We start from the raw sequence: 26,724 nt of genomic DNA on the forward strand, positions 1-26,724 counted from the left end.
CCAAGTCACCACGAATTGGAAGCAAGCCCTCAGCCAGCTCGTGATGATTTACCCCGACCGAATCAACCCCCACCTCTAACCAATTCCCAACACTTACACAAAAGATTTGACAGGCTCTCGGACTGCAAAGCCTTGAATTTAGCCCACTCGACCGGGCCATGCTCGGCAGTGCCAGCCTCCGGGTGTTCCTCTTTCCAGAGGCGAACCCAATTGCCCAGCGTCCCCTCGACCACACCGATCTCGGGTGCCACTTGAGGGATCGGCCGGCGCGATGAAATGACCAGCTCCACGGCCTCGGCCCGGAACTCGGCATTGAACTTGCGACGATTAGTCATGAAACAGATTCTCCTTACCTCTGTCTCAATTCACTGTGCGGACGCAAAACTCGACGCACACACCCCCAAACGCTGACATGGGTCATACTCAATACAATAACCACAAGTCAAAAATGAACCTGACCAGCACCTTTACAACTCTAACCCGAGACACCCCGGAAACTCACGCTGGGCCATCGGGTCCTGAGCTCGTAGCTATGTTCCTGGGCGGCATTACACCGGCGGACGATCCGTTGGCCAATCCTCTTTACGCTGACTTCGCAGGTTTCCCCCGTCTCTATATCAACGTGGGTTCGGGAGAGGCGCTGCTTGACGACGCCCGCCGACTCCATGAACGTGCACTCGCTGCCGGGGTCGATTCAACGCTCAGCCAAGTTGCCGGCATGCAGCATGTTTTCCCCATCCTGGCCGGGCGGGCGACGGAAGCCGACGAGGAGCTCAAACGACTCGCGCAATGGTTTTCAGGAAGAAGACGATTGACAGGTTGAAATATCTACATCAGGATATGAATCATACAAACGATTGGTACATCTCAATGGTGAGAGCATATTAACTTCTCTTCGTGGTGGGCCACCAGCTATGAGGAGAAACTCATGACGTTCGAACTGCCTGACACCTTTGCGATCGTCGGAGCGGGCCCTGCCGGCCTCGTCACCGCCCGCGCATTCCTCAACTATGGGCTCAAGATTGAAATCCTCGAGCGCCACAGCCGTATCGGCGGAATCTGGGACAAAAGCAACCCCGGATCTCCTGTCTACGATAGCTGTCATTTCATCTCTAGTCGCGACTACGGGGGATTCATCGGCTACCCCATGCCCTCGACCTACCCCCTGTATCCCAAGTGGCACCAGATACGTGACTATGTTCGGGGCTTTGCCGATACATTCGGTCTGACTGCGTTTATCCGGACCGATTCAGACGTTGTCAGTGCCGTGCCAGTGGACACCGACGTCGGCCGATACTGGTCGATCACGCTGGGCTCCGGTGAGACGCGAAACTACCGAGGCGTCGTTAGCGCAACGGGAGGTCAGTGGGTTCCGGTCATTCCCAAGTTCTCCGGGTCCGAACGGTTCACCGGCACCATCATGCACAGCTCGGAGTACGACGACATCGATGTCTTCCGAGGCAAGAAAGTGCTGGTCGTCGGCGCCGGCAATAGCGGCGTTGACATCGCAGCGGACGCGGCGTTCATGGCGGAGAAAGCTGTTCTCTCGACCCGTCGGGGATATTGGTTCCTCCCCAAGCTCGCCTACGGCGTCCCGGTGGGAGACCTCTTGCAGGGAAACATCCCCGATGAGAAACTGCCCGCTGAACTTGTCGGGCTGGATTCAGCGGGAATCATTCAGAAAGTCCTGGACGCCGTCGTGGGTGACGTCACAAACTACGGTCTGCCCGCACCGGATCACCCATTGGGCGCGACGCACCCCATCACCAACTTCCAGGTACTGCACGCTCTGGCGCACGGCTTGCTCTCCTATCGCCCCAATATTCAGGAGATCACTCCAACCGGGGTGATATTCGAGGACGGCAGCTTCGAAGCGATCGACGTCATCGTCTTTTCAACGGGATACGACAACAGCATTCCCTGGCTGCCCGAAGGAATGCTCGAGTATGAAGAGGGGCAGCCGAAGTTCCTGCTCGGGGCACTCGTCGACAACGTGGAGGGACTGTACGGCGCGGGAGTGTTGCACTTCGCGGGCAACACCTACCCGGTCTTCGATCAGCTCGTTCAGCTTGCGGCGGCAGACGCGAAGGCACTATTATCCGGCGAAAATGAAGCTCGTCTCAAGGAATTACGGGCGTCATATCGGCCCAGCTTCAAGCACAACGGTACGTTCCTGGATGTGCGGCGCAACGCGAATCATGTCGATATAGAGGCTGTCAACACCTATCTCAAAGAACTGGAAGAGGACTTCGGGGTTCCCGTCCCCTATTTCAACACTCCGGACTTCTATGTATAAGTTCGACGGACGGCCCGTCGAGCCTGGGCTCTCGAAGGTGGCACGCGCATGAACCGGGCTCTGCCGATTCTCGACTGGGCTTTCTCACAACCGGACAAGGCATGCCTGGTCACCGATGAACGTTCCTACAGCTACCGCGAAGTCAGCCTCGCGATCCAACAGGTCGCGGCCAGCCTCATGAGCGCTGTCGGCATCGGGACGCGCGTGGGCCTGTTCATCGACAGCACGCCGAACTTCATCGTCTATCAACACGCGGTTTTCTATCTTGGTGGAATCGTGATGCCCCTGAATCGGGCGTTGACGGAGCCGGAAGTTGTCGAAGTCGTGACACTCGTCGGTCTGACGATCGTCGTAAGCGATACGCCGGTAGAGCTTCCTGACGGCGCAACAAACATCGTCGTCGCGGGGGAGTTCGATGTGCCGCCGCCGGGTGCCGTGATCCCCACCCCTGCCGTTCTTCAGCCTGACGCTGGCGCCTGCCTCCTGCAGACATCGGGGTCGACCGGCCGTCCCAAGGGCGTGCTCCTATCCATGGGAAACCTCAGCTCCAACTATGACGCGACCTATCGTTGGATAGGCATCGGCAAGGAAGATCGCATTCTGCTCACCCTTCCGGTCTTCAACACCTACGCGCTGAACCAGGGCATTAATATGATGGCGATGACCGGTGCCACGCTGCGCTTGGTTCGTCGCTTTTCACCCGAGCGTCTGCAAGAAGTAATGAATGAATTCCTGCCCACATTCATCCCTCTCGTCCCCACCATGGTGACGCGCCTGCATCAAGCCGGCGTGCGCTTTGACGGTGACGTGCGGGTGGGTATCGGCGCCGCTGCGTCGCCGTCTCAAATCTCAGCCGATGCATGGTCGGTGTTTCCCAGAGCCCATATTTACTTCGGCTATGGATTGACGGAGGCCACCGCGATCGTCAGTACGAACCACGTGGGCACGAAAGAGAACAACACCGGGGACTATCTCTCAGCGGGCGCAGTCGTACCGGGCGTGCGGGTCACGATCCGGGACCCATCCGGTGAAGACGCCCGCGGCGAAGTTCTGGTTTGGGGTCGAGCCGTGTTCAGCGACTACGTGGGGACTGCTGAGCCGCGCCCCGTCGAAGATGGATGGTTGCTCACGGGGGATATCGGTCTCTTCGATGAGAAAAGACGATTGCACATCGTCGACCGAAAGCGGGAGTTGATCATTCGCGGTGGACAGAACATCTACCCCGGTGAGATCGAACGCGTCCTGTCGTCCCATCCAGCCGTGAGCGAGGCCGCAGCAGTCGCCCGCGCTGATGCCGACTTCGGCGAAGTCCCTGTTGTGTACGTCGTGCTGCGTCGCGGGGAGAACGTCTCCGGCGCTGAACTCCTGACGTGGGCGGCGGCCCGGCTTGCACCGTTCAAGGTGCCGGAGGATGTTTTCGTCATCGATGTGATGCCGAAGACTCCCACCGGCAAGATTCGCAAATTGGATCTGCGCCGAGGCAGGGAAGTGGAGAACGCCGTCAGCTGAGGGGAGAGCCCACTGCGGCCAGCAGGGCGACAACTTCTGGGGGCATGACGCCCGTGGTCGCAGGCCGGGCCAAGGCGAAGATCAACGGGCAGGACTGGTAGGCCGCTGCGAGCCCCTCCATCAGCCAGGTGGGGGACTGCGCGGCGGCGAAGCGGATGGGGCCGCCCAGCGCTTTGGGAAATGCGAAACCTGCTGTCATCACCACGTCGATGTCGCTGGCGCGCTGAGCAACGCCGCTCGCGAGAACTTCTGCGGCTCCGACCAGCATGGAGGAGATGATGCGCTGTTGGATCTCGGCCGATGTGAAAAAGCGAGGCGTGATGCACTGGGCGGCTCGGCTTTCCGCGATGACCTTCGCGGTGTTTTCACTGGGTATTCCCCGTTTCGCCCCATCGGGATAGGTGTACCAGCCCTCGCCCGTCTTGGTGCCCAGATGGCCTTGTTCGCAGAGAGAATCGGCGATGGTCACGTAACGTTCGAGCGGATTTCGAGAGCTGCTCAGACGTTTTCTTCGCGCCCAGGCGATGTCGAGGCCGGACATATCCGACACGGCGAAAACGCCGATGGGGAGGCCGAGATCCACCATGGCAGCGTCGACGTCCTGAGGTGTGGCGCCCTCTTCGACAAGGAATTCTGCCTGCGCTCGGTAGTCCGTGTAAATGCGGTTACCGATGAAGCCTTCACCGACCCGCGCCGGAACGCCGGTTTTCCCTAGCTTGCGAATAAGATCCGCCAGGGTGGACGCGGTGGCGTCGTTTGTGAAGCGTGTTCGGATGACTTCGACGAGTGGATTCTTCTCTGCGGGGTTGAAGAAATGAAAACCGGCCAGGCGCTCCGGATAGCGAAGGCTCTGGGAGATTTCATCCAAATTCAGATACGACGTATTGCTGGCCAGAACCACGGTGGACGAAACAACGGTTTCAAGAAGCCCCAGCAGGTCCTTCTTCACCTGCATGTCTTCAAAAACGGCATCGATGATTAGGTCAGCGGTGGCCAGATCCTGGACATTCAACGTCATGGTGATGGTGCCGTTGTTTTTTACGTCGCTGTGGTCCTGTGCCAGCGATGTCATTGCGCGGTCGAGTACCTCTGGGTTGGAGTCGAAGAGCGTGACCGCGAAGCCCGCCGTTCGGCACACCTGAGCGATCGAGGAGCCCATTGTTCCCGCGCCGGCGATTCCGATATGTGACAGTTTTGCGGCGGTCGCAGTTGTGCGGAGGCCTTTTGCGGCGGCTCTCGTGGCGAAGAATAGATACCGGAGGTTGATCGCTTCGGTGCCGGATCGCAGCTCGTTAAACGCCTGACGCTCGAGGGCCAAAGCCTCGGTTGAGTCGCGGGTGAGCGAGCCAATAGTGAGTTCGACCGCCCGGGTGATATTGGGGCGAGCGCGGCCCCGGCCGGAGGCTCTTTCAACGGCACGCTCAATGAGATCGGGCGGGTCGATGGGGGGGACCAGATCGAGTGTCCGTCGTTTGGAGGCCATGGTCCGTGCGGTGGAAATTGCTGAATCGAGGAGGGCCTCTGCGGGGACGATGCTGTCGACCAGCCCCATGCCGAGTGCCTCTCTGGCCGTGATGTGACGCCCGGATGAGATGAGGTCAATCGCCGCCGCGACTCCCACAAGGCGAGGGAGCCTGACGGTGCCGCCGGCGCCGGGGAGAATTCCCAGGGTCACCTCTGGGAGACCCAGCACCGCCGTGGAGTCGGAGATTCTGGCGTCGCATCCCAGAGCGACCTCCAGGCCGCCGCCGAGAACGAAACCCGTGAGTGCTGCAACTACAGGGCAGGGGAGTGCTTCCAGCGCTGCGATGACGGTCGGGAGTTGGGGTGCCTCTATGGCGTTCTCGAATTCCTTGATGTCAGAACCTGCATAAAAATGTGCGCGCCCGCTGGCCAGGACGACCGCACGGACATCGGACATGTTCGCGACGAGTTCCAGCGCTGCGAGCAGGTGTCGCCGCAACAGGCTGTTGCCCATGTTTATGGGGGGACTGTCCAGGGTAATGATCGCCACATTGGAGCGTACGAGCGTTGAGACGACTGTCATGTGGTGATGCCTCATCCTTGAGTTAGTTTCAATTCACCCGATCGATACGCGGTGCACGAATTATATTATCAAACAATCATTTGGTTGTCATCGTATGGAAAAACAAGTTCGATATACCGACTGAACACCAAACAATCGGTAGTATGTCTTTCTAAGGACTAGAGGTATCGCGGCGCAGTCAGCCCTGGCTGAGAAATGGGTAATCATGAAAAAGAAATCATCTGAACGCCCCTCCGCGGAGGGGCGGAACAGAGATGGGAACGTCATCGCGGCAGCTATTTCCGTCATGTCGGAAAAAGGGTATTCCGGCACCTCAATTCAAGAGGTCGCCGATCGCGTCGGTGTGCTCAAGGGCAGTCTCTACCACTATTTCTCCTCCAAAGAAGAGCTCCTGTTTCGCATCCTCGACGAATCGCACTCGGAGTCAATGGTCATCGCCGACGCGGTTGCCGCTTTGGGCCTGGATCCGATCGACGAGTTGCTGGAATACGTGACGCGACAGAGCTTGTGGTACCTGGCCAATGTTGAACGCGCCAACATCTTCTTCACGGAGTCGCGGAACCTCACGGGGGAGCGGAAGGCGCTGACGAAAGACCGCGGCCTGCAGTTTGAACGGCATGTGCGTGATCTGATCACCGCGGCGCAGGAAGGCGGACAGATTCGCAGTCACCTGGATGCAAGGCTGCTGACCCGCTTTGTGATCGGCGCGATGAACAACGTTCGTTTCTGGCCATCGCGAAGTGCGGGGAGCTTCTCGGACGAACAGCTCGTTTCCGCCCTTGTCGAGCTGACGTTCAACGGGCTGGAAGCCCAACCGGCCGCGCACGATTAGCGGTCGGCCGCCGGATGAGGGGCTGCCTCACTCTGGCCAGGGCGGCGCGTTCGCCTGACGTAATCCGGCTCAGGCGAAGGTGAGTTCCGCCGTGTCATAGAACGACCGGACAGCGGCGAACTTGCCGCCGATCACCGGCATGCAGTTGATGCCCCGAAGCGGGTATCTGATGCCTGCCGACGTGATGAGGACGGACTGCCACTCAAATGCGGACTCGGCACCCGACGTGGTTTCGTGCACGATAGCGACCTCAAGGCCCGGATAGAGGTCGCTCGCGTTTGCATAGAAGCCACGAATGGCGTCGTGACCCTGGAGGTTCCAACCCGGTGCCACAAAAGTTGCATCGTCTCGGTAGAAGGCCATTATGGCATCGAGATCTCGCGTGATTTCGGCATCCCAGTAGGCGCGGGCTATGTCGAAGTTCGTTGACATGTCAGTTCCTTACGGTTGCGGACGTTGTCGCGTCGATGAGGGTGAATCCCACCAGCGTCGAGAGCTGACCCGCATCCAGATCATCGAAGATTTCGAGAATCCGAACGCCGGCAGGAATGACGTCGAACACGGCCACGTCCGTGTATATCCGTTCCACGCACTCGGCGCCGGTGAGCGGGTAGCTGCAGTTCTGCACGAGTTTGCTCTCGCCGGTCTTAGAAAAGAGGTCCATCACGACGTAGACGTGTTTCGCTCCCGCTGCCAGGTCCATCGCCCCGCCAACGCCGGGAATGGACGTGGTCGAGTTCGTGCGCCAGTTGGCAAGGTCGCCCCGCGCCGACACTTGGTAGGCACCCATGACGCAGAAGTCGATGTGTCCTCCACGCATCATCGCGAAGGAATCGGCATGATGGAAATACGACGCGCCGATCTCTTCGGTGACGTAGACCTTTCCCGCGTTGGTCAGGTCCGCATCTTCTTGTCCGGGGAGCGCGGCGCCACCCATTCCCAGCATCCCGTTCTCTGTGTGGAGAATGATCTCCCTGTCCTCGGGTAGATAATCCGCCACGAGTGTCGGTACGCCGATACCGAGGTTCACGTAGGCGCCGTCGGGGATGTCTTTCGCCACTCGTGCCGCAATTTGGTGGCGCGAAAGCCTCATGATGTCACTTTCGGGTTGGTCGGGGCGTTGCCCGTGCTTATGAAACGGTCCACATAGATTCCGGGGGTCACGATGATCTCGGGATCCAGTTCGCCGAGTGCCACCACGTGATCGACTTCGGCAATGGTTACCTTGGCTGCGGCAGCCATGACGGGGCCAAAATTTCTCGCCGTCTTGCGGTAGACGAGGTTGCCCCAGCGATCTGCACGGGATGCCCGGATTAGGGCGAAGTCTGCATGCAGGGGTGTCTCGAACACGTAGTGTTCCCCGTCGATGAGGCGCACTTCCTTGTCCGCGGCCAGCTCTGTGCCATAACCGGTCTTGGTGAAGAAACCTCCGATTCCGGCACCCGCAGCACGGATGCGTTCGGCGAGGTTGCCTTGAGGGACGAGCTCGAGCTCAATCTTGCCGGCGAGAAAAAGTTCATCGAAAACAGTGGAGCCGATTGCTTTGGGGAAGGAGCAGATCACTTTGCGAACGCGGCCGGCTCCAAAAAGTCGGGAGATGGCGTCCCCGCCCGCCCCGGCATTGTTGTTGATGACCACGAGGTCGCTGACCCCGCGGTTCAGGAGTGCCTCAATCAGCGCGATGGGCTGGCCGGGAGGGCCGAACCCGCCGATCATGATCGTGGCGCCGTTTTCGATTCCCGAAACGGCTTCTCCCGCGTCGTGGACTTCTTTGTCAATCACCGGACACCTTCACTTCGTGTTCTTGGCTGGGTCTTGAGCTAGTCAACCATACGTCTGTTCGATAAACCAGAATCAGTATGTCGAACTTCGTATTGACAACAATGCTTGACCGCCTTGTTCTGGTGACCATATACTAAAACTGCCAACCGATTGTTTGATTCAAGCACGTCGGTCTTAATCCGGCAGACCGAGAATGGCAAAGGAGCCCACAGTGAGTCTTTCGTCCGCTGATATCAATAGCATCGTCGCAGCCCTGCACGAATCGGACTGGGATGAGGCCGTCGTGAGCGTCGGCGACGTAAAGATTTCCGTTGCTCGTAACGGCGCCCACCTTCCCGGCGGATCAACCGCGATGACGACTCCTGCACCGGTCGCGGAGCCGGTCGTCGCCCCTGTTGCGGCCCCCGCAGTGGCGGTATCCGCTCCGATTCCGTCCTCGCCGGCAGCAACGGCCCACGCTCCGGCCAATGCCACGGACTTCGCCATCACGGCACCCAGCATTGGGGTTCTGTGGCGTTCCCCCGAACCCGGCGCCACTCCCTTCATTGAGGTCGGTCAGCGCGTTGAGATCGGGGACACGGTGTGCATCGTTGAAATCATGAAGTTGATGAACAACGTTGCCTCCACGGTTACCGGGATCGTGACGGCTGTGCATGCCGAAAACGGGGCGACCGTTGAATATGGAACACCCCTGTTCAGCGTTGACGTCACCGCGAACTGACCCCGTGCGCAGCATTCTGATTGCCAATCGCGGTGAAATCGCCGTTCGTATCATCAAGGCTTGCTTCGACGAAAATATCGAGAGTGTCCTCGCCGTCTCGGCCGCCGACGTTGATTCGCTCGGGGCCAAACTCGCAGATCGAATCGTCGTCATCGGGCCGGCAGCAGCGGGGGAAAGCTACCTCTCCGTTGAACGGGTCGTGGCAGCGGCGCGTCACGCGAACTGCGATGCACTCCACCCTGGCTATGGGTTTCTTTCCGAGCGGCCGACTCTTGTTGACGCCTGTGAAGAAAACGGGATCACGTTCATCGGGCCTCCGGCTGAGGTCATGCGTCGCGCGGGCGACAAGCTTCAGGCACGCGCGGTGGCGGAGTCCATTGGTATTCCCACGGGCAAGGGATCTCCGGGGCTGACCAGCGTCGAAGACGCGATCCGGACGGCCGAGCACTTGAACGCATACCCTCTCTTGCTCAAAGCGTCGGCCGGCGGTGGTGGACGTGGAATGACGGTCGTGAGGAATCCCGATGACCTCAGCCAGGGTTTTGTCCGGTCGAGCACCGAGGCACTGCGTGCCTTCGGTGACGGAACCCTCTATCTCGAGCCCTACATCGAGAAGGCTCGACACATTGAGATTCAGATCCTCGCCGACTCCCAGGGGACCGTCTGCCACCTCGGCGAACGTGACTGCTCAGCGCAGCGTCGGTACCAGAAGATCATCGAGGAGGCACCCAGTGTCGGTCTTCCGGATGGCCTCATCATCCGGATCAGGCAGGCTGCAGTTGACCTGGCGACAGCCCTCAACTATGTCGGGGCAGCAACAGCCGAGTTCCTGGTTGACGTAGAAAGAAACGCCTTCGTCTTTCTGGAGGTGAATGCCCGAGTTCAGGTTGAGCATCCCGTCACTGAGGCAGTATCGGGAATCGACATCGTGCGCGAACAGATTCGTATCGCCCAAGGCCTGCCCCTGTCATTCTCGCAAGAGGACGTTTCTATCACCGGGCATGCAATCGAGTGCCGGATCAACGCGGAGAATTCTCGCAACAACTTCCTGCCCAACCCCGGACTCATCGAGGAATGGACGATGCCTCAAGGTACGGGCATTCGCGTGGATACCTACGCACACAACGGAGCTCACGTGCCCCCGCACTACGACTCGCTCATCGCGAAGATAATCGTTCATGCGCCCGACCGGCAGCAGGCAGTAGACCTGATGGCCCGAGCTCTGGCCAAAGCTACCGTTCGCGGCGTCGACACGACAATCGACCTTCAGCTCGACATTATGCGCAACGGTACTTTCCGCACCCAACCCATCACCACCAAATGGCTCGAAGAATCATTTCTTCCAGCCCGGCCCGCCGCCTAAGCACGTTCCCTTGTCACCGCTCACTATGTGTGCATGCCCCGACGCTTCGAAGGAAATAGCATGAATGTCGAATTTGTAGACCAGACCCTGCGCGATGGAACTCAGAGCCTCTGGGGATTGCGGATGCGCGCCTACGATGCCGCAGATGCCCTGCCGTACCTGGCCAAGACGGGATTCGAGACCATCGACCTGACGGGCCCAGGTGTCTTCACCGTCCTCGTTCGGGAGTTCAACGACGATCCGTGGGACACGATGGACTTCCTCGTCAAGGGCCTGCCGGGCAACAAAACACGCTGCGGAATGCGCACCCACAGCGTGATGGGATTCGCCCGCGCCCCCGAATCGATCATCGACCTGTGGGTCCAAACGCTGATCAAGCACGGCGTTGAGAATTTTTGGATTTACGACTGCGCCTACGACCTCCCGGTGATGAAGCGCTTGGTCGATGTGATTGCGGCGGCCGGCGGCGAGGCGCTCCCGTCGATCATGTACGGCTTGACCTCGATTCACGACGACGCGTTCTTCGCCGCTCAAGCAAAGGAAATGGCATCGTGGGCAGGAGTGCGTTCCATCTATGTAGAGGATGCGCCCGGCATTCTGAAACCGGAACGCGCAAAGACCCTGTTGCCGGCAATCCGGGCGGCGGCCGGCGATATGCCTCTTGAGCTTCACTGCCATAACAACGCCGGGATGGCCCAGCACAACTACATGGTGGGGATTGAGAGCGGTTTTAACCGTATCCACACCGCGTCACGCCCTCTCGCCAATGGGGCATCTCTTCCGTCGACGGAGAGCATGGTCGACATCGTCGAATACATGGGCCACACCCATTCGCTCGACCGGAACATGTTTGCGCCCGTTGCCGAGAATTTCATTCGAGCAGCCAAGGCCGGAAACCACTTACTTGGAGTGCCTGCCGAGTTCGACCCCCGGATCTACGATCACCAGCTTCCCGGTGGCATGACGGGCACGCTCATCAACCAGCTCGGCAAGCATGGGATGGCTCACCGGCTGAATGAGGTCCTGAACGCGATCCCTCAGGTTCGTTTGGATTTCGGCGAACCGATCATGGCTACTCCGTTCTCCCAGTTCGTCGGAATACAAGCGGTGCTCAATATTGTTACGGGCGACCCCTACAGCCTGGTTCCTGACGAGGTCATCCATTACCTTCTCGGTCACTATGGGCCCATCCACGGCACCGTGAACCAGAACGTGCGCGACCGCGTTCTCTCCAGTGCGCGCGCCAAGCAAATTGCCCAGTGGGAGCGTCCCGAGCCCAGCCTGAAGGAGATTCGTTCGCGCTTTGCCGCCGGGATCTCGGACGAGGAGCTGCTGCTTCGCTATATGAACTCCGAAGATGAGGTGAACAAGACCCTCGCGGCGGGACCTGTGCGCAAGGACCCTCGCCGGAGTGCAAACAGGATCGTCGAGAACATCGTGGACTTGGTCGGAGAGAAGAGCACGGCCACGGCCTTCTCGGTGTCATCGCCGGACTTTAGCGTTCAACTCAGTAAATTGACCGGAAGCAAGTAAGGCCATGACCGCACCTTACGAAGCCATCACCCTCCTCGAGGAAGACAACGTCGCCTGGATTACTTTCAACCGGCCTGATCGGCTCAATGCCCTGAATGATCAGCTCTTGGAAGAACTAGGCCACGCGTTGGATTTCCTGGCAACGTCAGACAGCAGGGTCATCGTCCTCAGGGGCAGCGGCCGAGCATTTTCGGCGGGCTACGACGTCGGTTCGGACTCTGATGAAATCGGCTACGCGCACGAGCGAAGCCCGGTTGAAGACCGTGACCGTCAGCTCGCGAACATCGATCTGTTTCTGAAAGTGTGGCGCCACCCGCTTCCTGTCATTACGTCCGTTCACGGCTTCTGCATGGCCGGAGCGACGCAGCTCTGTGTGTTCTCCGACATCACCATCGTGGCTGAAGATGCCGTCATCGCCGCTTCCCCGGCTGTTCCCATCGGGGGTGGGTTCATCTCCCCGTTGTGGGCCACCATCGTCGGTCCCAAGCGCGCAAAGCTCATGAGCTTCGACGCCGGCCATCGCATCAGCGGTGTGACGGCTGTCGAATGGGGCTGGGCCACGGAAGCGGTCCCTGCAGATGCTTTGGATGAACACGTGCGAGCGCTCGCGGTCTCCATCGCTCGCACGCCGACGGCGATTCTGAAGCTCAAGAAGGAGGCCATTAATCGGGTTTCCGAACTTCAGGGTCTCGTCACGATCGGGCGGATGGGCGCCGAAACAGATGCGCTCCTCCATCTCACGCCCGAGGTTCAGCTCCTGCAGAACCTCATCAAGGAACGTGGCCTCAAGGGCGCCATCGCTCACTTCAACTCCGGCGAAATGAAATTCTAGCCAAGAACGGATCCCATGATTCCCGCATTCGATGACCTCCCTGAAATCGGCACCATCGGCATCAAGCACTCGTGGGGGGTCCTTCCCGTTTCGTTGGGAACGCTCGCGTTTCTGAGCCCGGCGGCGACGCTCGAGGCCAGCCATGCCGTCCGCACGGGGGAGACGATTTCTCTCAACGTTCCCTTCGACGACTTCGCACCGCCCCTCTTCGGCCGCCCCAGCCTGGGGCATCTCGTGACGGAGACCGGGAAGAACACGTTCGAAGACACCTTGAACGATTTCAATCCTCAGTCCGCATCACAATGGGACGGCCTAACCCACATCCGGGCCCGAGAATTCGGATTCTACGGTGGCATCACCGACGGCGACGAAGCCCGAACAACACTGGGAATGCACCACTGGGCCCAGCACGGCATCGTCGGCCGCGGATTGCTCGTCGACGTCGTTCGGTATCGGGCCGCGCAGAATATCGCGTGGGACCCGTTCGTGGAGGACGCCATTGAAGCGTCTGAAATCGCCGACATCATCGCCTGGCAAGGACAGCATCTGCAGCCCGGAGATATCCTCTGTGTTCGCACCGGGTGGATGGGTGAATATCGACGTCGAGCTTCCACCGACGGAGATGTCTCCCGCGTCGGGGACCAGTTTGCCGGAATAGCGTCCACCGAGGCAATGGCGCGATTCCTCTGGGACAACAAGGTTGCTGCCGTCGCATCGGACAACCCCGCTGTGGAGAGCGCTCCTGGCGATCCTCGCAATGGCTCGCTTCACCGGCGACTGATCCCCGGATTGGGCTTCGCCTTGGCAGAGCTCCTCGATCTGGATGCCCTCGCTGACAGGTGTTTCGAGCTCAACGCATACGACTTCCTCTTCTCCGCCGCACCGCTTCCCCTGACCGGGGGAGCGAGCTCAACGGCAAACGCGCTCGCCATTCTCTAGACGAACGACCGCTGCTCTGGCTGCTTTCGCTGCTCGGCGCGGTCGTTTGGCGCGCCTGCGTGTCTCCGCGATCGCGAACATGGCAGCCCATCGGGGTGTTGTCGCAAGCCGGTTCTGATCCGGCATCCGCTCGTGAACCGGACACCCCGCGCGGGCCGAACGCACTACAGCCCCGGACCTTCAGGTCCGGGGCTGTAGTGCGTGGTGTGTGGTTCGTTACGCTCCCGCGGGGAACCGCTCGAAGATACCGGGACGACTGGACTGAACCAAGGGGTGCCCGTCCAGGGTGACGTCGACCACGAGCGAACTTGCGCAGCCCGGGCAGCTGTTTTCGCGAAGAACAACCTCTTCGAACTGCACACGCTTGCGAACGTTCGACTTGAGCTCCGCGAAACGGCCGGAAATCTCTTGTTCCTTCGTCACCGCCTGGGTGCGCCAGTTGCCCGTACTGGCGCCTAGGTCCTCGCCGCACATGTTGCAGGCCCAGCGCTCATTGACGATGCCCAGAGGCGCGAAGGTCGTCGCGTTGCTCAGGATCGGGCGCTTCACTTTGCCGCCGATTCGCGCTTCACGGATTGACTCACGAAGAGCCATGGTTCCGAGCTCATCAACGCTGCCATTTTCGGCGAGCTCGACACCATAGACATCGTGGGCGACTCCAGCGGAGACGTAGCCGTCAGAGACGTCCGCGCTCACACGGTGCGTTTCCCGCAGGAGCGGGTCACCGGCACCGCCGCCGCCGCCGTGGATAACGGTGTAGACGTCACCTCGGTTGAGCGTGAGCGACGCGGATTGCGTGGGGCCGGGGATGGAGTGTCCTTGAAGCGATTCTTCAGTGGGGTAGGTTCCCGTCTCCAGGAGATCAAGAATGTTCGTGTCGCGAAGAAGCTTCCACGTGCCGGCCGAACCGGCGAATCCGCCGGCAACGCCACGAGGAGGAACATAGGCGCTGTTCGTGTAGGCGCCGGCATTCATCCGGTCGCAGTGCAGGATGGCGAGACAGGTGTTGACGCCGTTGCCGCCTCGGAACACTCCGGCACCACCGGTGTCGGGCTCCACGCGGCGCCAGAGGATCATTCCGGGCTGGCTCATCTCTTCAGCCTCAACGTCGGGCATGTCGCACCCGGCCATCGCCTGTGCGGCATAGATTTCCATGCCGTCGCCAACGCTTTGTCCCGCTCCGCCCGAGGACATACCCACGGACATCGAGAACGAAACAGTGGGGTTCCCTGTCCGGCGATCAACGCCGAAGGCGGTGAAATAGGTTTGATTCTGGGCAGGCTGTCCGGCAACACGAGCGCCGATGACGGGATTCTTGCTGAAGGAGCAGGCCTGGGAGAACACATCGATGAGCAACTTGTTGACGCGCATTCCCGTCTGGATGTGTGACATCGTGACGGGAGCCGGGGCCACCGCGTTGACAATGGAACCCTTGGGTCCCAGATCGAAGTGGACCGGACGCCAAATTCCGGCATTGATGGGGATGTCATAGGCCAGCTGCGCCAAGATCGTCGTCCACGACTGGCCGAGAACCGACGGTTCGACACCGTTGACGAATGAATCCGTCTGAGGTCCACCGCGGAATTGCAGTGTTATCTCATCATCTTCCACGATGAGGCGGCAGTGAATCTCGTGGAGTTCTTCAATGCCGCGGGCGTCGAATTCGACCCAGTCGCTGCTGTCATACGTGCCGTCCGGCATTGACTTGATGATGGCACGCAGGCCGATCTCAGAGAGCCGCTTGCTCTCTTCGTTCAACGTTGTGAAGCGGTCAAGGCCGATTTCAGCCAATGTCGCTTCGAGACGGCGTTGGCCGGCGTTGTTGGCGGCGATCATGCTGCGAATGTCGTTGAGGACTGTTCCCGCCATGCGTACGTTATTAGCGATGAAACCTTCCCATTCAGGATCGATGGCGCCATCACGAGCAATTCGCGTTCCGGGGAACGCGAGGGATTCCGAGAAGGAGTCCACGGCACCCAGCGCGAAACCGGAAATGGCAGAACCACCGATGTCGAGGACGTGTTCGTTCACATAGCCCCAGGCCACGAGCTTGTCCTCGAAGAAGAAGGGCATAACGATACCTACGTCGCCCTGGTGCACGGCGCCGGAGGTGTGCGGGTCGTTGCAGGCGAAGGCGTCGCCGGGCCGAAGGTTGGCGGGGTCGACTCGACGCATAACGGCCTGAACGCCCAGGAGAGCGGTGCTGACGTGGAACGAGACGAATCCCGAGAACGCGAGCTGCTCACCGTTTGCATCCAGGATGCAGGTGCTGAAGTCTTTGGCGTCGGTGACGACCGGGGAACCCGATGTCCGCATCAGGGTGATGGCCATTTCGTTGGCAATGTTGCGAATCGACTTCTGGTGAACCTCGACATCGATTAGATCGTATTCGAGGGTTCCCTGCGTCTTTGCAGAATTCATGACTGTCTTCTCTCTGGTTCTTTACGCGGTGAGCGTGAAATTGAAGTACTGGTCACGGCCACATTCGGAGCCTTCGGGTACGTAGATTGTCGTATCTCCGACGTCAACGATGCAGGGGCCGTTGACCACGGCGCCGGGGATGAGGTCTGCTTCGGCGTAGATGGGGAGCACTGCGTCGCGTCGCTCGCTGGGCAGGAAGACGGAGCGTTCGCCGACAGGCTGCGGCGTGGGGGCTCCGACGACGACCGCCTGCTGACGCTCAGTCGGCTTCGGGCGGTGGTGGATGACACGGGTCGAGAGGGTCATGAGAACAACAGGTGAGCCCTTCCATGCCGTTCCTTCGCCGTAGTTGCGCTCGTAGACGCGGGGGAAATCCTCCGCGAGGCGAGCAGCGTCGGCTGGAACGAAATCCACGTCCTGCAAAGGAACGGTCACTTCATATGTCTGTCCGAGGAAACGGAAATCACCGCTTCGTTCAACCGAGAGATCCTCTGGAGCAATCCCCTCGAGACCAGCGTCGTGCTTGGCCTGGCTGAGCATGACCGCCATGGCTTCGTTGATCCGATCGGCCTGGCTTGGGTCGCTGAGATCCCAGTTGACTGTTTGCTCGTACTGACGCACGTAGTCCGCGATCAGAACGCCATACGCGGAAAATGCCGAGGAATTATCGGGGATGACGATACTCGGGCAGCCCAATCGGCGGCAGATTTCCACGGCAAACAAGCCGAGCCCTCCGCCGTACGAGAAGAACGTGAAATCACGAGGGTGATGGCCTCGTTCGATGCTGACAACACGTAGTGCATTGGCCATTTCGATGACGGCAAGGTCATAGATGCCTGCTGCGGCTTGCTTGACATCCCAGCCCAGCGGATCCCCAATTCGGTTCTTCACAGCTGCTGACGCATCCGCGACGCTGAGCTGGTGGCGACCATTGAGGTAGTTTCCTGGATCGATCAACCCCAGGATGACGTTCGCATCGGTAACCGTCGGTTCTGTTCCGCCGCGTCCGTAGCAGGCGGGGCCGGGCTCGGAACCCGCGCTGTGCGGGCCCACCTGGGGAACGCCTCGTCCGTCGAGCCATGCCACGCTGCCGCCGCCGGCGCCGACTGAGACGATGTCCAACATGTTGATTCCGGTGTGGAACGGTCCGAATGTTGCCTGCTTGGCGATGGACGGCTCGAGGTTGGGGAGAACCGCCGTGTCGAAACTCGTTCCTCCCATGTCACCGACGAAGATATTCGTCAGTCCGAGTCGGGCGGCAGCGTGCCGGGCACCCATTACGCCGCCCGCCGGGCCGGATTGCATCAGGGTGACAGGCTTGGCCTGAACGGCCTCGGCGCCGACGGATCCACCGATTCCCTGAAAGAACGTGAGAGTGCCGGTGAAACCCGCATTGCCGAGCTGCGTCTGCAGGCCTTCGACATATCGTGTCGTAGCCCGGTGTGACAGGCAGTTGAAAACCGCGGTCATGAATCGCGGATACTCGCCGACGACGGGGTGAACCTCAGAAGAGAGGGTGATGAAAATGCCGGGGATCTCTTCGAGAACAATCTCGCGGGTTCGCTTCTCGTTCGTGCCGTCGCTGAACGACCACAGGTAGCAAATTGCAATGGCTTCAACACCATTGTCGCGAAGACGACGGACGGCGGCACGGACTTCGACTTCATCGAGGGGAACGGCGATCTCGCCATTGCTCATCACGCGTTCACTTATTTCTTCAATGCAGTCCCGCGCAACGACGTCCGGCGGGGGAGTCTGGAGATGGTCGTCGTATTCAACGCGGCGGGCGCCGCTGGCCAGACGAAACGTGTCCTTGAATCCGCGTGTGATGAGCACGCCTACTTTGGCACCACGCAACTCGGTGATGGCGTTGGTGACAATAGTTGAACCGTTGATGAACGCATGGCATTGGGCAAGAACTTCATCGCGTTCCTGGCCGAGCTGGTTCGCTGCAAGCTCAAGGGCATTGAAGATGCCGACACTGTAATCACCATGTGTCGTGAACGACTTACTGCGTACGAGACCATTGGGCCCCGAGAGGACGAGGTCGGTATGGGTCCCCCCGACGTCGACTCCAACGGCATAGTCACCTTTTTCAACCAGCTGCGATTTCATAGTCCTTGTGTTCTCCATTTCATAGCAACGCCTCGCTGCGTCATGATCACATTTGCCCTGTTGCGCTTCGACCGCTTGCGCGGAAACGACGGGTCTGTGAGCTCTCGATAAGTGTCGCAAAGGCGAGATAAATCTGTCAAGCGTTTGTTTGAATTACTGTTTGTTTCCGGAGGGATGCCGGCCAGAGAATTCCGGCGTGATCGAGTAGAAACAATAGTTGACTTTCCACCATACGATTGGTAGAAATATCAGGTAGCCTGTGGGATCGTGCAGCAGGTCGAGCGTTGACCCCCTGTACAACCCCGATCAATGAGGATCGAAAGGAGCTTCATGCCCTTCCGGCCTTTTGTTGAATTTGAATTTGATGGAAGAAGGACCTGATGGAAGAAGTTCTGCGGTTTGCACTGATCGGCCTTGGCCTGGGTGCAATGTACTCACTTGCCTCGCAAGGTCTTGTTCTCATCTACCGAGGTTCGGGTGTTCTCAATTTTGCGCAGGGTGCCGTCGGCATGCTCGGGGCCTACGTCTATTACGAGGCTCGCACGACGTTCGAGCTTCCCTTCCTGGTATCGGCATTGATCGGCATCGCCGCTTCGGGAATTGTCGGTGTTCTCGTGCAGGTCGTCATCATGCGCCGGCTCAAGAACGCCTCGCCGCTGGCGCGAATCGTGGCGACCCTCGGGATCCTGCTCACCTTGCAGTCCCTCGCGGTCTTGAAATACGGCGGCCGAACGACATTCGTGACGCCCGAGTTGCCCCAAGGCGTCATTCCCCTATCCGGATCGATAGTCCTTCCTTGGGACCGACTCATCATGGTCGTCATCGCCGTGGTCTTGACGGTCATCCTCTGGGCTGTCTACAAATACTCACGATTCGGACTCGGCACCTCAGCGGTGGCTGAAAATGAATTGGCGGCCTCGACCCTGGGCTGGTCGTCTGATCGCATCGCCATGATCAATTGGGCCGTTGGTTCCGCACTGGCTGGTCTTGCCGCAATCCTCGTTTCGCCCATCATCACCCTTCAGGTCTCGGTGATGACGAACCTTGTACTTGCGGCCATGGCGACGGCGCTGATTGCCGGCTTCCGTTCGTTCCCGATAGCACTGGTGGCAGGGCTCGTCATCGGCATGATGCAGACCGCTGTGGGACGCTTCTCAGCAGACATCCCGGGGCTGGCGGACTCGCTTCCCCTTGTCGCCATCGTCATCATCCTGCTGGTGCGGGGCAAGTCTCTTCCACTCCGCGATTACATCTTCCAGAAGCTTCCCCTGGTTGGCTCGGGACGCATCCGCTGGAGAATCGTCGTTCCTGTTCTCGTTGCTGCCGCAATCCTGATCATCGCCGTCCCGCCTCGCTGGCAGGATGCCTTGACCATCACCATTGCCGCGGCCATGATCACGCTGTCCATCGTGCTTCTTACCGGCTATGCCGGACAGATTTCGCTGGCCCAATTTGCGATGGCAGGTTTTGGCGCATTCATCGCCGGTCGGATGGTTTCCATTTGGCATGTCTCCTTCGAAGTGGCTCTCATCTCCGGCATCTTGGCCACCATTCCGGTCGGAATTCTCATTGCGCTCCCCGCGGTGCGAACCCGGGGGATCACCCTGGCCGTTGTCACTCTCGGGTTGGGCACGACTCTCGAGTTCATGGTCTTCAACAGCGACTTCCTGACGGGCGGCTTTTTCGGGACCCAAATCGGGCAACCCCGGCTTTTCGGCCTCAACATCAGCGCCATCGTTCATCCCGAGCGATATGGACTCGTGGCCTTGGGGCTCCTGCTCCTGATGACCCTGGTCGTGGGCAACATTCGTCGCGGCCGAAGCGGCCGCAAGCTCATTGCGGTGCGAACGAATGAACGAGCCGCCGCCGCACTCGGAATCAGCATCACGTCAGCCAAGCTGTACGCCTTCGGTGTCGCTGCCGGTATAGCGGCGTGCGGCGGTATCATCCTCGCGTTCCGCAGCGAATCGATCGTCTTCGGTTCGACCTTCACGAGCTTCAACTCGATTTCGGCTGTGGGCTGGGCGATGATCGGCGGAATCGGATTCCTCCTCGGCCCGCTCTTTGGCGCGACGCTGGCTCCGGGATCCATTGGTGCCGCGCTCCTGAACGCAATCCCGGGAGAGTTCAGCACGTTCCTGCCCCTCGTCAGCGGTGTGCTGATCATCTTCTTCGTGATCCAGAACCAGAACGGTGTTGCCAAGGAAATGTCGACGCTGTTCAAGGGACTTCTGCCCAAGCTGGCCCGTGATGCCAAGGCGCATTCCTCCAGGGAGCTGATGGTTCCCAACGCAGCTCCGGTGCGCGTCAGCCAGAAGGTATTGGAAGTCAGGAACCTGACCGTTCGATACGGCGGAACGGTCGCCGTGGAAGGCGTGACCCTGACGGTCCGCCCTGGCCAGGTTCTCGGCCTGATCGGGCCCAACGGTGCCGGAAAGACCTCCATCATCGATGCGATCACCGGTTTCGCCCCGCAGACCGAGGGCGATGTCATCCTCGATGGAGTCAAGATGAATGATCTCTCGGCCATGCGTCGAGCACGCGCCGGAGTCAGCCGTTCATTCCAGTCTCTTGAGCTTTTCGAAGACTGTACCGTTCTCGACAATCTGCTTACGGCTGCCGATCCATTCGAGTCGGGTTCATACTTCCTGGAGATCTTTCGGCCGAGCAAACCGCGACTCTCCCCGGCCACAATCGAAGCGATCCGTGAGTTCGACCTCGCTGATGAACTCGACACGGTGGTTGAGAACCTGCCCTACGGCAAGCGTCGACTTGTCGCTCTCGCCCGCGCTGTTGCCATCGAACCCAGCATTTTGCTGCTGGACGAGCCCGCAGCCGGATTGGGCGATGTCGAATCGGCGGAGCTCGCAGAAATGGTTCGAAAACTCGCAAAGAACTGGGGCATAGGAGTCCTGCTCGTGGAGCATGACATGAACTTCGTCATGGGTCTGTGCGACGAGATCGTTGTCGTCGACTTCGGAAAGAAGATCGCCGAAGGAAGCCCCGCTGAAGTTCGCGGGGACAGCCTTGTTCTCGAGGCCTACCTCGGAGCTCCCTCGTCGGAAGAAATCACGGAAGGAATGAATCGATGAGCGCACTTGACGTTATCGGGATGAGCGCTGGATACGGCACCCAACCCGTTGTGGAAAACATCAACCTGACCGTTGAATCGGGAACCGTCACCGCTCTCTTCGGGGCAAATGGTGCGGGAAAGTCAACCACGCTCAAGGCCATCAGCGGGGCCATCGGCGTCCTGGCGGGAAGTGTGGCGATTAACGGCAGCGCAACCACAGCCCCTTTGTACCAGCGTGCACGCAATGGGCTCTCGTATGTCACGGAAGAACGGTCCGTTTTCAAGGGGCTGACCGTTGAGGAAAACCTCCGAGTCGGCGGTGTAGACATTCCCACCGTGCTCGCGCTCTTCCCAGAACTTGAGAAACGTTTGCGCATTAAGGCCGGACTCATCTCGGGAGGCGAGCAGCAGATGCTCTCGCTCGGTCGGGCCATGGTGCGAGGACCCAATCTGATTCTGGCCGACGAACTGTCACTCGGTCTCGCCCCGCTCGTCGTGACACGCCTCTTCAAGGCGTTGCGCACTGCGGCGTCTGAGACAGGGTTGGGTGTTCTCCTCGTTGAACAACACGTTCGGAAGGCACTCGACTACGTTGACCACGTCTACGTCATGAGGCGCGGGCGAGTCGAACTAGACCTTCCGGTTGCCGAGGCGAAGAACCGCATTGAAGACATTGAGAACGCCTATCTCTCGGCCTGACGAGCGACCGGCCCGGCCGTTGGGCTGCGGACCGAGAACCATCCCGTCAGCTTGCTGACACACGCTGATATTCTCAGCCGAGTCAAACAGAGTGCCACGGCACAGACCCCATAATTACATCGTCGTCAGGAGAGGACATGGCAGAGGCCTACCTCGTTGGAGGAGCACGAACGCCCGTCGGTCGTTATGGTGGGGTGCTGGCGGGGGTGCGTCCGGATGACCTCGCGGCGATCGTGGTGGCGGAGGCGGTGCGTCGTGCCGGGATCGATCCGGCCCTGATTGACGACATCATTTTCGGCGCTGCCACGCAGGCCGGGGAGGACAACCGTAATGTGGCGCGGATGGCGGCTCTCCTGGCCGGTCTGCCCGATCACGTGCCGGGGATCACGGTCAATCGCCTGTGTGCGTCGGGTTTGTCGGCGATCACGATGGCGGCGCAGGCCATTCGCGCCGGCGATGCCGACGTGATGGTGGCCGGCGGTGTGGAATCGATGACGCGGGCGCCCTGGGTTCAGGGTAAACCGGACCGGGCGTGGGCGAAGCCCGGTGCGCAGTTCGATACGTCCATCGGGTGGCGTTTCATCAACCCGAAGTTGGCGGCGCGGGATAAGGCCACGTTTTCGATGTCGGAAACGGCGGAGGAGGTCGCTCGCATCGACGGCATCACCCGTGATGAGGCGGATGCCTTCGCCCTTCGCAGTCAGCAGCGGGCGGCGGCGGCGATTGATGCCGGTCATTTCGTGGACGAGATCGTCGGCGTGCCGACGAAGGCCGGCGAGGTGCTCGTGGATGAGGGCCCGCGCCGGGATACGAGCCTGGAGGGGCTCGCCGGGCTGCGCCCGATCGTCAGTGGCGGTTCTGTCGTGACGGCCGGGAATGCCAGTTCGCTCAATGACGGGGCTTCGGCGGTCGTGGTGGCGAGCGGCGAGGCGGTGAAGCGTTATGGCCTCATTCCTCGCGCCCGCATCGTGTTCGGTGCCAGCGTGGGTCTCGCGCCGGAGATCATGGGGCTGGGTCCGGTTGCGGCTACCCAGAAGGTGCTCGCTCGAACGGGACTGCGGGTGGAGGACCTGGGCGCGATCGAGCTGAACGAGGCCTTCGCCACCCAATCGCTGGCGTGCATCCGGCGCCTCGACCTTGACGAGGAGATCGTGAACCGCGACGGCGGCGCGATAGCCCTCGGGCATCCGCTCGGATCGAGTGGGGCGCGACTCGTCGTTACTCTCCTCGGACGCATGGAACGTGAAAACGCCCGGCATGGCCTCGCCACGATGTGTGTGGGCGTCGGCCAGGGCTCGGCCTTGATCCTGGAGCGTGTCTGATGACCACAATGGGACTCGAACTCGCCGCGACGAGAACCTTCAGTTCTCCAGAGGTTTGGCTACAGCAACTCCGCTTCTGAGGCGGAAGCCCGACGCAAGGGACGGCTGCCTTCGAGGCCGGCCTGAATTGCCTCAACAGCATCTCCCACGTCACCGCCGCGCTAACTGACTGGCATCTTTGGGTTTCATCCCTCCGATGGTGGGATTCTGCGTTCTGGCGGTTCGCCCGAGGATGGTAGCCGGATCGTGAACTGTGCAGGGTTCGGCGGCCTTCATGAGGTGGTGGCCGGCCTGTCCCTCTGTCGTTCCCAACCCGTCGCACTCCGGACGCATTCCGCGACCGGCTCGCCGTGATCGGTCACTTCGCCCATGCAAGCCCGGAAAATTGCCGCTAGCGAGAAACTGTTCCGGTCAGTGCGGCAACGGAGCGCAGCACGAGCGGTGTCGCTGCGAACCAAGCCGCAATCATGACCACCAGTGATCCTGCGAAAATCCAGAACCCCAACCATGTTGTGTTGTCCTGGGAGGCATACATGTGATTGAGGTTGCGCAGCGCACCTGTTGCGAGCACGAGTGTCACGTGAAGGATCGTGAACCCGGCGAACCAGAGCATGACGGGAAAATGAATTGCTCTGGCCATCGCCAGGGGGAACGCGGCGTTGATTCTTCGGGCACGTTGTGGCCAGGCTGAAGACATCCGGAGCCCGGTTGCGATCGCCAGGGGCGCGGCGACGAAGATTGTCGCCGAGTAGCTCAGAAGCTGAAGACTGTTGTAATTGACCCAACCGTTGTCAGTGGGCCAATTCAGCGATAAATACTGAATGCCCACGGAAACAGCGTTGGGAAAGACGTCCCAACCCAGGGGGACAACTCTCATCCATTGGCCGGTGACGACGAGCAAAACAATGAAGACAATACCGTTGAGAATCCAGAGGAAGTCCAGGCTGAGGTGTAGCCACAGCATGATGCTGACTCTTTGCGGTGCCGATTTCGTGCGGAAGATACCGGAATTGCGTCTGGTCCAATAGGCCGCGGGGCGACGCTCGGTGCGTACCTGCCATCCCGATCGAATGATCAGCAGGATGAAGAAGGCATTGAAGAAATGTTGCCACCCCAACCAGGCGGGCAGGCCCACCGGAGCGTTGGCGGGTAATGCGGAATGCCCGGGGTAAGTCTGCATGAAAGAACGCACCTCGGGTACGTCGCGCACGGCCTGGGCACCGAGAACTGCGGCGAGGAGAAGAAGGACGCTCAGCAGCGCTAACCCGGCGGCCTTGACCCATCGGCGGCGTACCGGCTCCCGCACCTTCAGGGAGGAGCTCAATGCCGGAGCCGATGCAGGGCTTCAATGGTCTGCGGAATGACCGTGAAGATATCACCCACGATGCCGAAGTCGGTGAAGTCGAAGATAGGGGCGTCGGGATCTTTGTTCACGGCCACGATGACCTTGGCCGTTTGCATTCCGGCCAGATGCTGAATTGCGCCGGAGATGCCCAGGGCGATGTAGAGCTGGGGTGACACGATGGTTCCGGTCTGGCCTACCTGCAGAGAATGCGTGACGTACCCCGCATCCACCGCGGCGCGTGAGGCCCCCACGGCTGCACCGAGAGCGTCGGCGAGTTGCTCAACGAGGAGGAAGTCTTCCTTCGAACCGACACCGCGTCCGCCGGAAACCACAGTTGCGGCCCCACGAAGGTCGGGCCGGCCCGAATCGGTGGGTGCTTCCGTTCGGGATGTGATCGTGGCGGCGGCAACGCCTGTGAGGGACAGGGTGATGGTGGTCAGGTCGGGAGTGTGGGCCGTGACCTCTTCGTCGATCGAGCCCTGTCGGAGCGTTATGACAGCCGGCCCGCCGTGGATGGACGACTCGACGTCGAAGGCTCCTCCGAAAACGGAGTTGCGGGTAACCACTCTGTCGTTGACGAGCGCGATGTCTATGGCATCGATTGTGAGGCCTCCACCGATTCTGACCGCGAGTCGTCCCGCAATCTCACGGCCTTCGACGGAGTTCGTCACGAGCACAGCGGTTGAGGTCTCGAAGTGGGAGAACGCTGCCGCGAGGGACTCCACGGCAGGAGTCGCCAACAGGGAATCGGTCTGGGTCGACTCCGCGATGAAGACATGGTGAGCTCCGAGATCGCCAAGCTGTTTCACGTGTTCGCTGTGGTCGCCCGGCGTGGTGCTGAGGACGGCGACGGGAGTTCCGAGTCGCGTCGCGGCGGCAATCAGCATCGTAGCGCTTCCGCGAATCTCTCCCGACGGAGACACTTCAATCAAGGTCAGTGCAGTTGACACGGTGTCATTCCTTATGTTTGATCGACGTTTGGCGGGGTTAGACGAAGCGCCCGGCGGCAAGAAACTCTGCCAGTTCGACGCCGGCATTTCCCGAGTCGACAATCTTGATTCCAGCGGTGCGTGCGGGGCGACGCGTGACGGTCGTTATCGTCGATCGGCCGGTTGACCCGAATGAGGTTTCCGGGTTGATGCTCAGGTCGGAGAGGGAGAGGGTTGCCAGGGGCTTCTTCTTCGCCTTCAGGAGGCCCTTGAAACTGGGAAAGCGAGCGTCAGGGGATTGTTCCGTCACCGAGATGATGGCAGGAAGCCGTGCTGTCACGGTGAGGGTCCCGTAATCGGTTTCGCGTGAGCCGTTGACGACATCGGCGGCTATGTGGACCTCGGACAGCGATGTCAGGTGAGGCACCGATAAATGCTCTGCAACCATGGCAGGGATTACGCCTCCGCGGCCATCGGTTGACTCGTTTCCTGCAATCACCATGTCGAAGCCCGCGTGGGTAATGGCAGCAGCAAGCACGCTTGACGTCCATGTGACATCGGCACCGGCGAGGGCGTCGTCCAAAACGTGAACCGCCGAATCCGCGCCCATCGCAAGGCAGTGGCGCAGCGCAACCGCGGCGGAGGCGGGGCCCATGGTGAGAACGATGATTTCTGCGCCGGTCTCGTCTTTGTGCCGGAGGGCAACCTCCAGGGACCGATCACTGATCTCGTCGATGATGTTGTCGGGTGCGGAACGATCAAGCGCCCCGGTCGCTGAATCGAGGGATCGTTCGCCCCAGGTGTCGGGAACCTGCTTCACGAGCACAATGATCTTCACGGGGCACTCTTCCTGCTGTTTGGAGGACGGATGATGATGAGATGCTCGTTGTTCAGGGACAAGAAGCTTGTTCTCCATTGAACACCACGTATGTCGAAAAATCAATCAATCGTTTGTTTTATTCTCAC

General features: G+C 60.2%; 21 protein-coding genes and 1 pseudogene. 12 read left to right on the top strand and 10 right to left on the bottom strand.

Features of this window, described 5'->3' with window-relative positions; translation table 11 throughout:
• Positions 1 to 110: 110 nt before the first annotated feature.
• Positions 111 to 335: pseudogene (locus tag E3T46_RS16100) on the bottom strand (transposase); the annotation flags it as partial.
• Between the two features lie 113 nt (positions 336 to 448).
• On the opposite strand from E3T46_RS16100, the gene E3T46_RS16105 reads away from it, so the two are divergent.
• From E3T46_RS16105 to E3T46_RS16115, 3 genes are all read left to right on the top strand, one after another.
• Positions 449 to 823 carry an alpha/beta hydrolase fold domain-containing protein gene (locus E3T46_RS16105; RefSeq protein WP_241980840.1) on the top strand — a complete coding sequence of 125 codons (375 nt, stop codon included), beginning with the start codon at positions 449 to 451 and terminating at the stop codon, positions 821 to 823.
• Positions 824 to 928: 105 nt separating this feature from the next.
• Positions 929 to 2,296 carry an NAD(P)/FAD-dependent oxidoreductase gene (locus E3T46_RS16110; protein WP_134579325.1) on the top strand — a complete coding sequence of 456 codons (1,368 nt, stop codon included), beginning with the start codon at positions 929 to 931 and terminating at the stop codon, positions 2,294 to 2,296.
• A 48-nt stretch (positions 2,297 to 2,344) separates the two neighbouring features.
• Positions 2,345 to 3,805, top strand: coding sequence for a class I adenylate-forming enzyme family protein (locus tag E3T46_RS16115; protein WP_134579326.1), 1,461 nt, complete (start codon positions 2,345 to 2,347; stop codon positions 3,803 to 3,805).
• Here E3T46_RS16115 and E3T46_RS16120 read toward each other — a convergent pair.
• Positions 3,798 to 5,852, bottom strand: coding sequence for a 3-hydroxyacyl-CoA dehydrogenase NAD-binding domain-containing protein (locus tag E3T46_RS16120; RefSeq protein ID WP_206751488.1), 2,055 nt, complete (start codon positions 5,850 to 5,852; stop codon positions 3,798 to 3,800). The two genes, E3T46_RS16115 and E3T46_RS16120, sit on opposite strands and share 8 nt — an antisense overlap.
• A gap of 205 nt (positions 5,853 to 6,057) precedes the next feature.
• Here E3T46_RS16120 and E3T46_RS16125 point away from each other — a divergent pair, with 205 nt between their 5' ends.
• A complete protein-coding gene (locus tag E3T46_RS16125) occupies positions 6,058 to 6,684 on the top strand; it encodes a TetR/AcrR family transcriptional regulator (protein ID WP_134579328.1) in 627 nt (208 codons plus the stop codon).
• 69 nt (positions 6,685 to 6,753) lie between these two features.
• Here the strand turns inward: E3T46_RS16125 and E3T46_RS16130 are convergent, their stop codons facing one another.
• From E3T46_RS16130 to E3T46_RS16140, 3 genes are read right to left on the bottom strand one after another with little or no spacing between them, the layout of a single operon-like run.
• Positions 6,754 to 7,116: a nuclear transport factor 2 family protein gene (locus tag E3T46_RS16130; protein ID WP_134579329.1), complete on the bottom strand. Its 363-nt coding sequence runs from the start codon at positions 7,114 to 7,116 to the stop codon at positions 6,754 to 6,756.
• 1 nt (position 7,117) lies between these two features.
• Complete coding sequence (locus E3T46_RS16135) at positions 7,118 to 7,777, bottom strand: 3-oxoacid CoA-transferase subunit B (protein WP_198415574.1); 660 nt, start codon at positions 7,775 to 7,777, stop codon at positions 7,118 to 7,120.
• The gene (locus E3T46_RS16140) at positions 7,774 to 8,466 is read right to left on the bottom strand and encodes a 3-oxoacid CoA-transferase subunit A (protein WP_134579330.1); all 693 of its coding nucleotides are present in this window, start codon (positions 8,464 to 8,466) and stop codon (positions 7,774 to 7,776) included. The genes E3T46_RS16135 and E3T46_RS16140 overlap by 4 nt, the downstream gene beginning before the upstream one ends.
• Before the next feature lie 211 nt (positions 8,467 to 8,677).
• On the opposite strand from E3T46_RS16140, the gene E3T46_RS16145 reads away from it, so the two are divergent.
• Genes E3T46_RS16145 through E3T46_RS16165 form a run of 5 tightly spaced genes read left to right on the top strand, consistent with a single transcriptional unit; the run spans position 8,678 to position 13,854 of the window.
• Positions 8,678 to 9,187: a biotin/lipoyl-containing protein gene (locus E3T46_RS16145; protein ID WP_166790310.1), complete on the top strand. Its 510-nt coding sequence runs from the start codon at positions 8,678 to 8,680 to the stop codon at positions 9,185 to 9,187.
• A gap of 4 nt (positions 9,188 to 9,191) precedes the next feature.
• A complete protein-coding gene (locus tag E3T46_RS16150; protein WP_134579332.1) occupies positions 9,192 to 10,550 on the top strand; it encodes a biotin carboxylase N-terminal domain-containing protein in 1,359 nt (452 codons plus the stop codon).
• Positions 10,551 to 10,610: 60 nt separating this feature from the next.
• Positions 10,611 to 12,083, top strand: coding sequence for a carboxyltransferase (locus E3T46_RS16155; protein WP_134579333.1), 1,473 nt, complete (start codon positions 10,611 to 10,613; stop codon positions 12,081 to 12,083).
• Positions 12,084 to 12,087: 4 nt separating this feature from the next.
• A complete protein-coding gene (locus tag E3T46_RS16160) occupies positions 12,088 to 12,915 on the top strand; it encodes an enoyl-CoA hydratase-related protein (protein WP_134579334.1) in 828 nt (275 codons plus the stop codon).
• Positions 12,916 to 12,930: 15 nt separating this feature from the next.
• Complete coding sequence (locus tag E3T46_RS16165) at positions 12,931 to 13,854, top strand: cyclase family protein (protein WP_134579335.1); 924 nt, start codon at positions 12,931 to 12,933, stop codon at positions 13,852 to 13,854.
• 216 nt (positions 13,855 to 14,070) lie between these two features.
• On the opposite strand, the gene E3T46_RS16170 is transcribed toward E3T46_RS16165, so the two are convergent.
• Both E3T46_RS16170 and E3T46_RS16175 read right to left on the bottom strand, forming a co-directional pair.
• A complete protein-coding gene (locus E3T46_RS16170) occupies positions 14,071 to 16,275 on the bottom strand; it encodes a hydantoinase B/oxoprolinase family protein (protein WP_134579336.1) in 2,205 nt (734 codons plus the stop codon).
• 21 nt (positions 16,276 to 16,296) lie between these two features.
• On the bottom strand, positions 16,297 to 18,510 hold the full coding sequence (locus tag E3T46_RS16175; RefSeq protein WP_134579337.1) for a hydantoinase/oxoprolinase family protein: 2,214 nt from the start codon (positions 18,508 to 18,510) through the stop codon (positions 16,297 to 16,299).
• Positions 18,511 to 18,770: 260 nt separating this feature from the next.
• Between E3T46_RS16175 and E3T46_RS16180 the strand changes: the two genes are divergently transcribed.
• From E3T46_RS16180 to E3T46_RS16190, 3 genes are all read left to right on the top strand, one after another.
• Positions 18,771 to 21,482: a branched-chain amino acid ABC transporter permease/ATP-binding protein gene (locus tag E3T46_RS16180; protein WP_134468204.1), complete on the top strand. Its 2,712-nt coding sequence runs from the start codon at positions 18,771 to 18,773 to the stop codon at positions 21,480 to 21,482.
• Positions 21,479 to 22,162 carry an ATP-binding cassette domain-containing protein gene (locus E3T46_RS16185; RefSeq protein ID WP_134579338.1) on the top strand — a complete coding sequence of 228 codons (684 nt, stop codon included), beginning with the start codon at positions 21,479 to 21,481 and terminating at the stop codon, positions 22,160 to 22,162. Before E3T46_RS16180 ends, E3T46_RS16185 begins: the two co-directional genes overlap by 4 nt.
• A gap of 137 nt (positions 22,163 to 22,299) precedes the next feature.
• A complete protein-coding gene (locus tag E3T46_RS16190; RefSeq protein ID WP_092448051.1) occupies positions 22,300 to 23,484 on the top strand; it encodes an acetyl-CoA C-acyltransferase in 1,185 nt (394 codons plus the stop codon).
• Between the two features lie 391 nt (positions 23,485 to 23,875).
• Here E3T46_RS16190 and E3T46_RS16195 read toward each other — a convergent pair whose 3' ends face one another.
• The 3 genes from E3T46_RS16195 to E3T46_RS16205 all read right to left on the bottom strand — a co-directional run bounded on the left by E3T46_RS16195 (position 23,876) and on the right by E3T46_RS16205 (position 26,596).
• Positions 23,876 to 24,742: a hypothetical protein gene (locus E3T46_RS16195; protein WP_241980874.1), complete on the bottom strand. Its 867-nt coding sequence runs from the start codon at positions 24,740 to 24,742 to the stop codon at positions 23,876 to 23,878.
• A 62-nt stretch (positions 24,743 to 24,804) separates the two neighbouring features.
• The gene (locus E3T46_RS16200; protein ID WP_241980842.1) at positions 24,805 to 25,779 is read right to left on the bottom strand and encodes an electron transfer flavoprotein subunit alpha/FixB family protein; all 975 of its coding nucleotides are present in this window, start codon (positions 25,777 to 25,779) and stop codon (positions 24,805 to 24,807) included.
• Between the two features lie 37 nt (positions 25,780 to 25,816).
• Positions 25,817 to 26,596: an electron transfer flavoprotein subunit beta/FixA family protein gene (locus E3T46_RS16205; protein ID WP_134579433.1), complete on the bottom strand. Its 780-nt coding sequence runs from the start codon at positions 26,594 to 26,596 to the stop codon at positions 25,817 to 25,819.
• Positions 26,597 to 26,724 lie beyond the last annotated feature (128 nt).

Origin of the sequence: Cryobacterium sp. Hh11 (assembly GCF_004404045.1) — a bacterium.
Lineage (GTDB): Bacteria > Actinomycetota > Actinomycetes > Actinomycetales > Microbacteriaceae > Cryobacterium > Cryobacterium levicorallinum.

Bases quoted from the DNA above. Each gene is read 5' to 3' on its own strand.
- E3T46_RS16180 (WP_134468204.1), top strand. From the start codon at position 18,771: ATGGAAGAAGTTCTGCGGTTTGCACTGATCGGCCTTGGCCTGGGTGCA.
- E3T46_RS16130 (WP_134579329.1), bottom strand. From the start codon at position 7,116: ATGTCAACGAACTTCGACATAGCCCGCGCCTACTGGGATGCCGAAATC.
- E3T46_RS16190 (WP_092448051.1), top strand. From the start codon at position 22,300: ATGGCAGAGGCCTACCTCGTTGGAGGAGCACGAACGCCCGTCGGTCGT.
- E3T46_RS16110 (WP_134579325.1), top strand. From the start codon at position 929: ATGACGTTCGAACTGCCTGACACCTTTGCGATCGTCGGAGCGGGCCCT.
- E3T46_RS16170 (WP_134579336.1), bottom strand. From the start codon at position 16,275: ATGAATTCTGCAAAGACGCAGGGAACCCTCGAATACGATCTAATCGAT.
- E3T46_RS16155 (WP_134579333.1), top strand. From the start codon at position 10,611: ATGAATGTCGAATTTGTAGACCAGACCCTGCGCGATGGAACTCAGAGC.
- E3T46_RS16120 (WP_206751488.1), bottom strand. From the start codon at position 5,852: ATGACAGTCGTCTCAACGCTCGTACGCTCCAATGTGGCGATCATTACC.
- E3T46_RS16105 (WP_241980840.1), top strand. From the start codon at position 449: ATGAACCTGACCAGCACCTTTACAACTCTAACCCGAGACACCCCGGAA.
- E3T46_RS16135 (WP_198415574.1), bottom strand. From the start codon at position 7,777: ATGAGGCTTTCGCGCCACCAAATTGCGGCACGAGTGGCGAAAGACATC.
- E3T46_RS16125 (WP_134579328.1), top strand. From the start codon at position 6,058: ATGAAAAAGAAATCATCTGAACGCCCCTCCGCGGAGGGGCGGAACAGA.
- E3T46_RS16165 (WP_134579335.1), top strand. From the start codon at position 12,931: ATGATTCCCGCATTCGATGACCTCCCTGAAATCGGCACCATCGGCATC.
- E3T46_RS16160 (WP_134579334.1), top strand. From the start codon at position 12,088: ATGACCGCACCTTACGAAGCCATCACCCTCCTCGAGGAAGACAACGTC.
- E3T46_RS16115 (WP_134579326.1), top strand. From the start codon at position 2,345: ATGAACCGGGCTCTGCCGATTCTCGACTGGGCTTTCTCACAACCGGAC.
- E3T46_RS16185 (WP_134579338.1), top strand. From the start codon at position 21,479: ATGAGCGCACTTGACGTTATCGGGATGAGCGCTGGATACGGCACCCAA.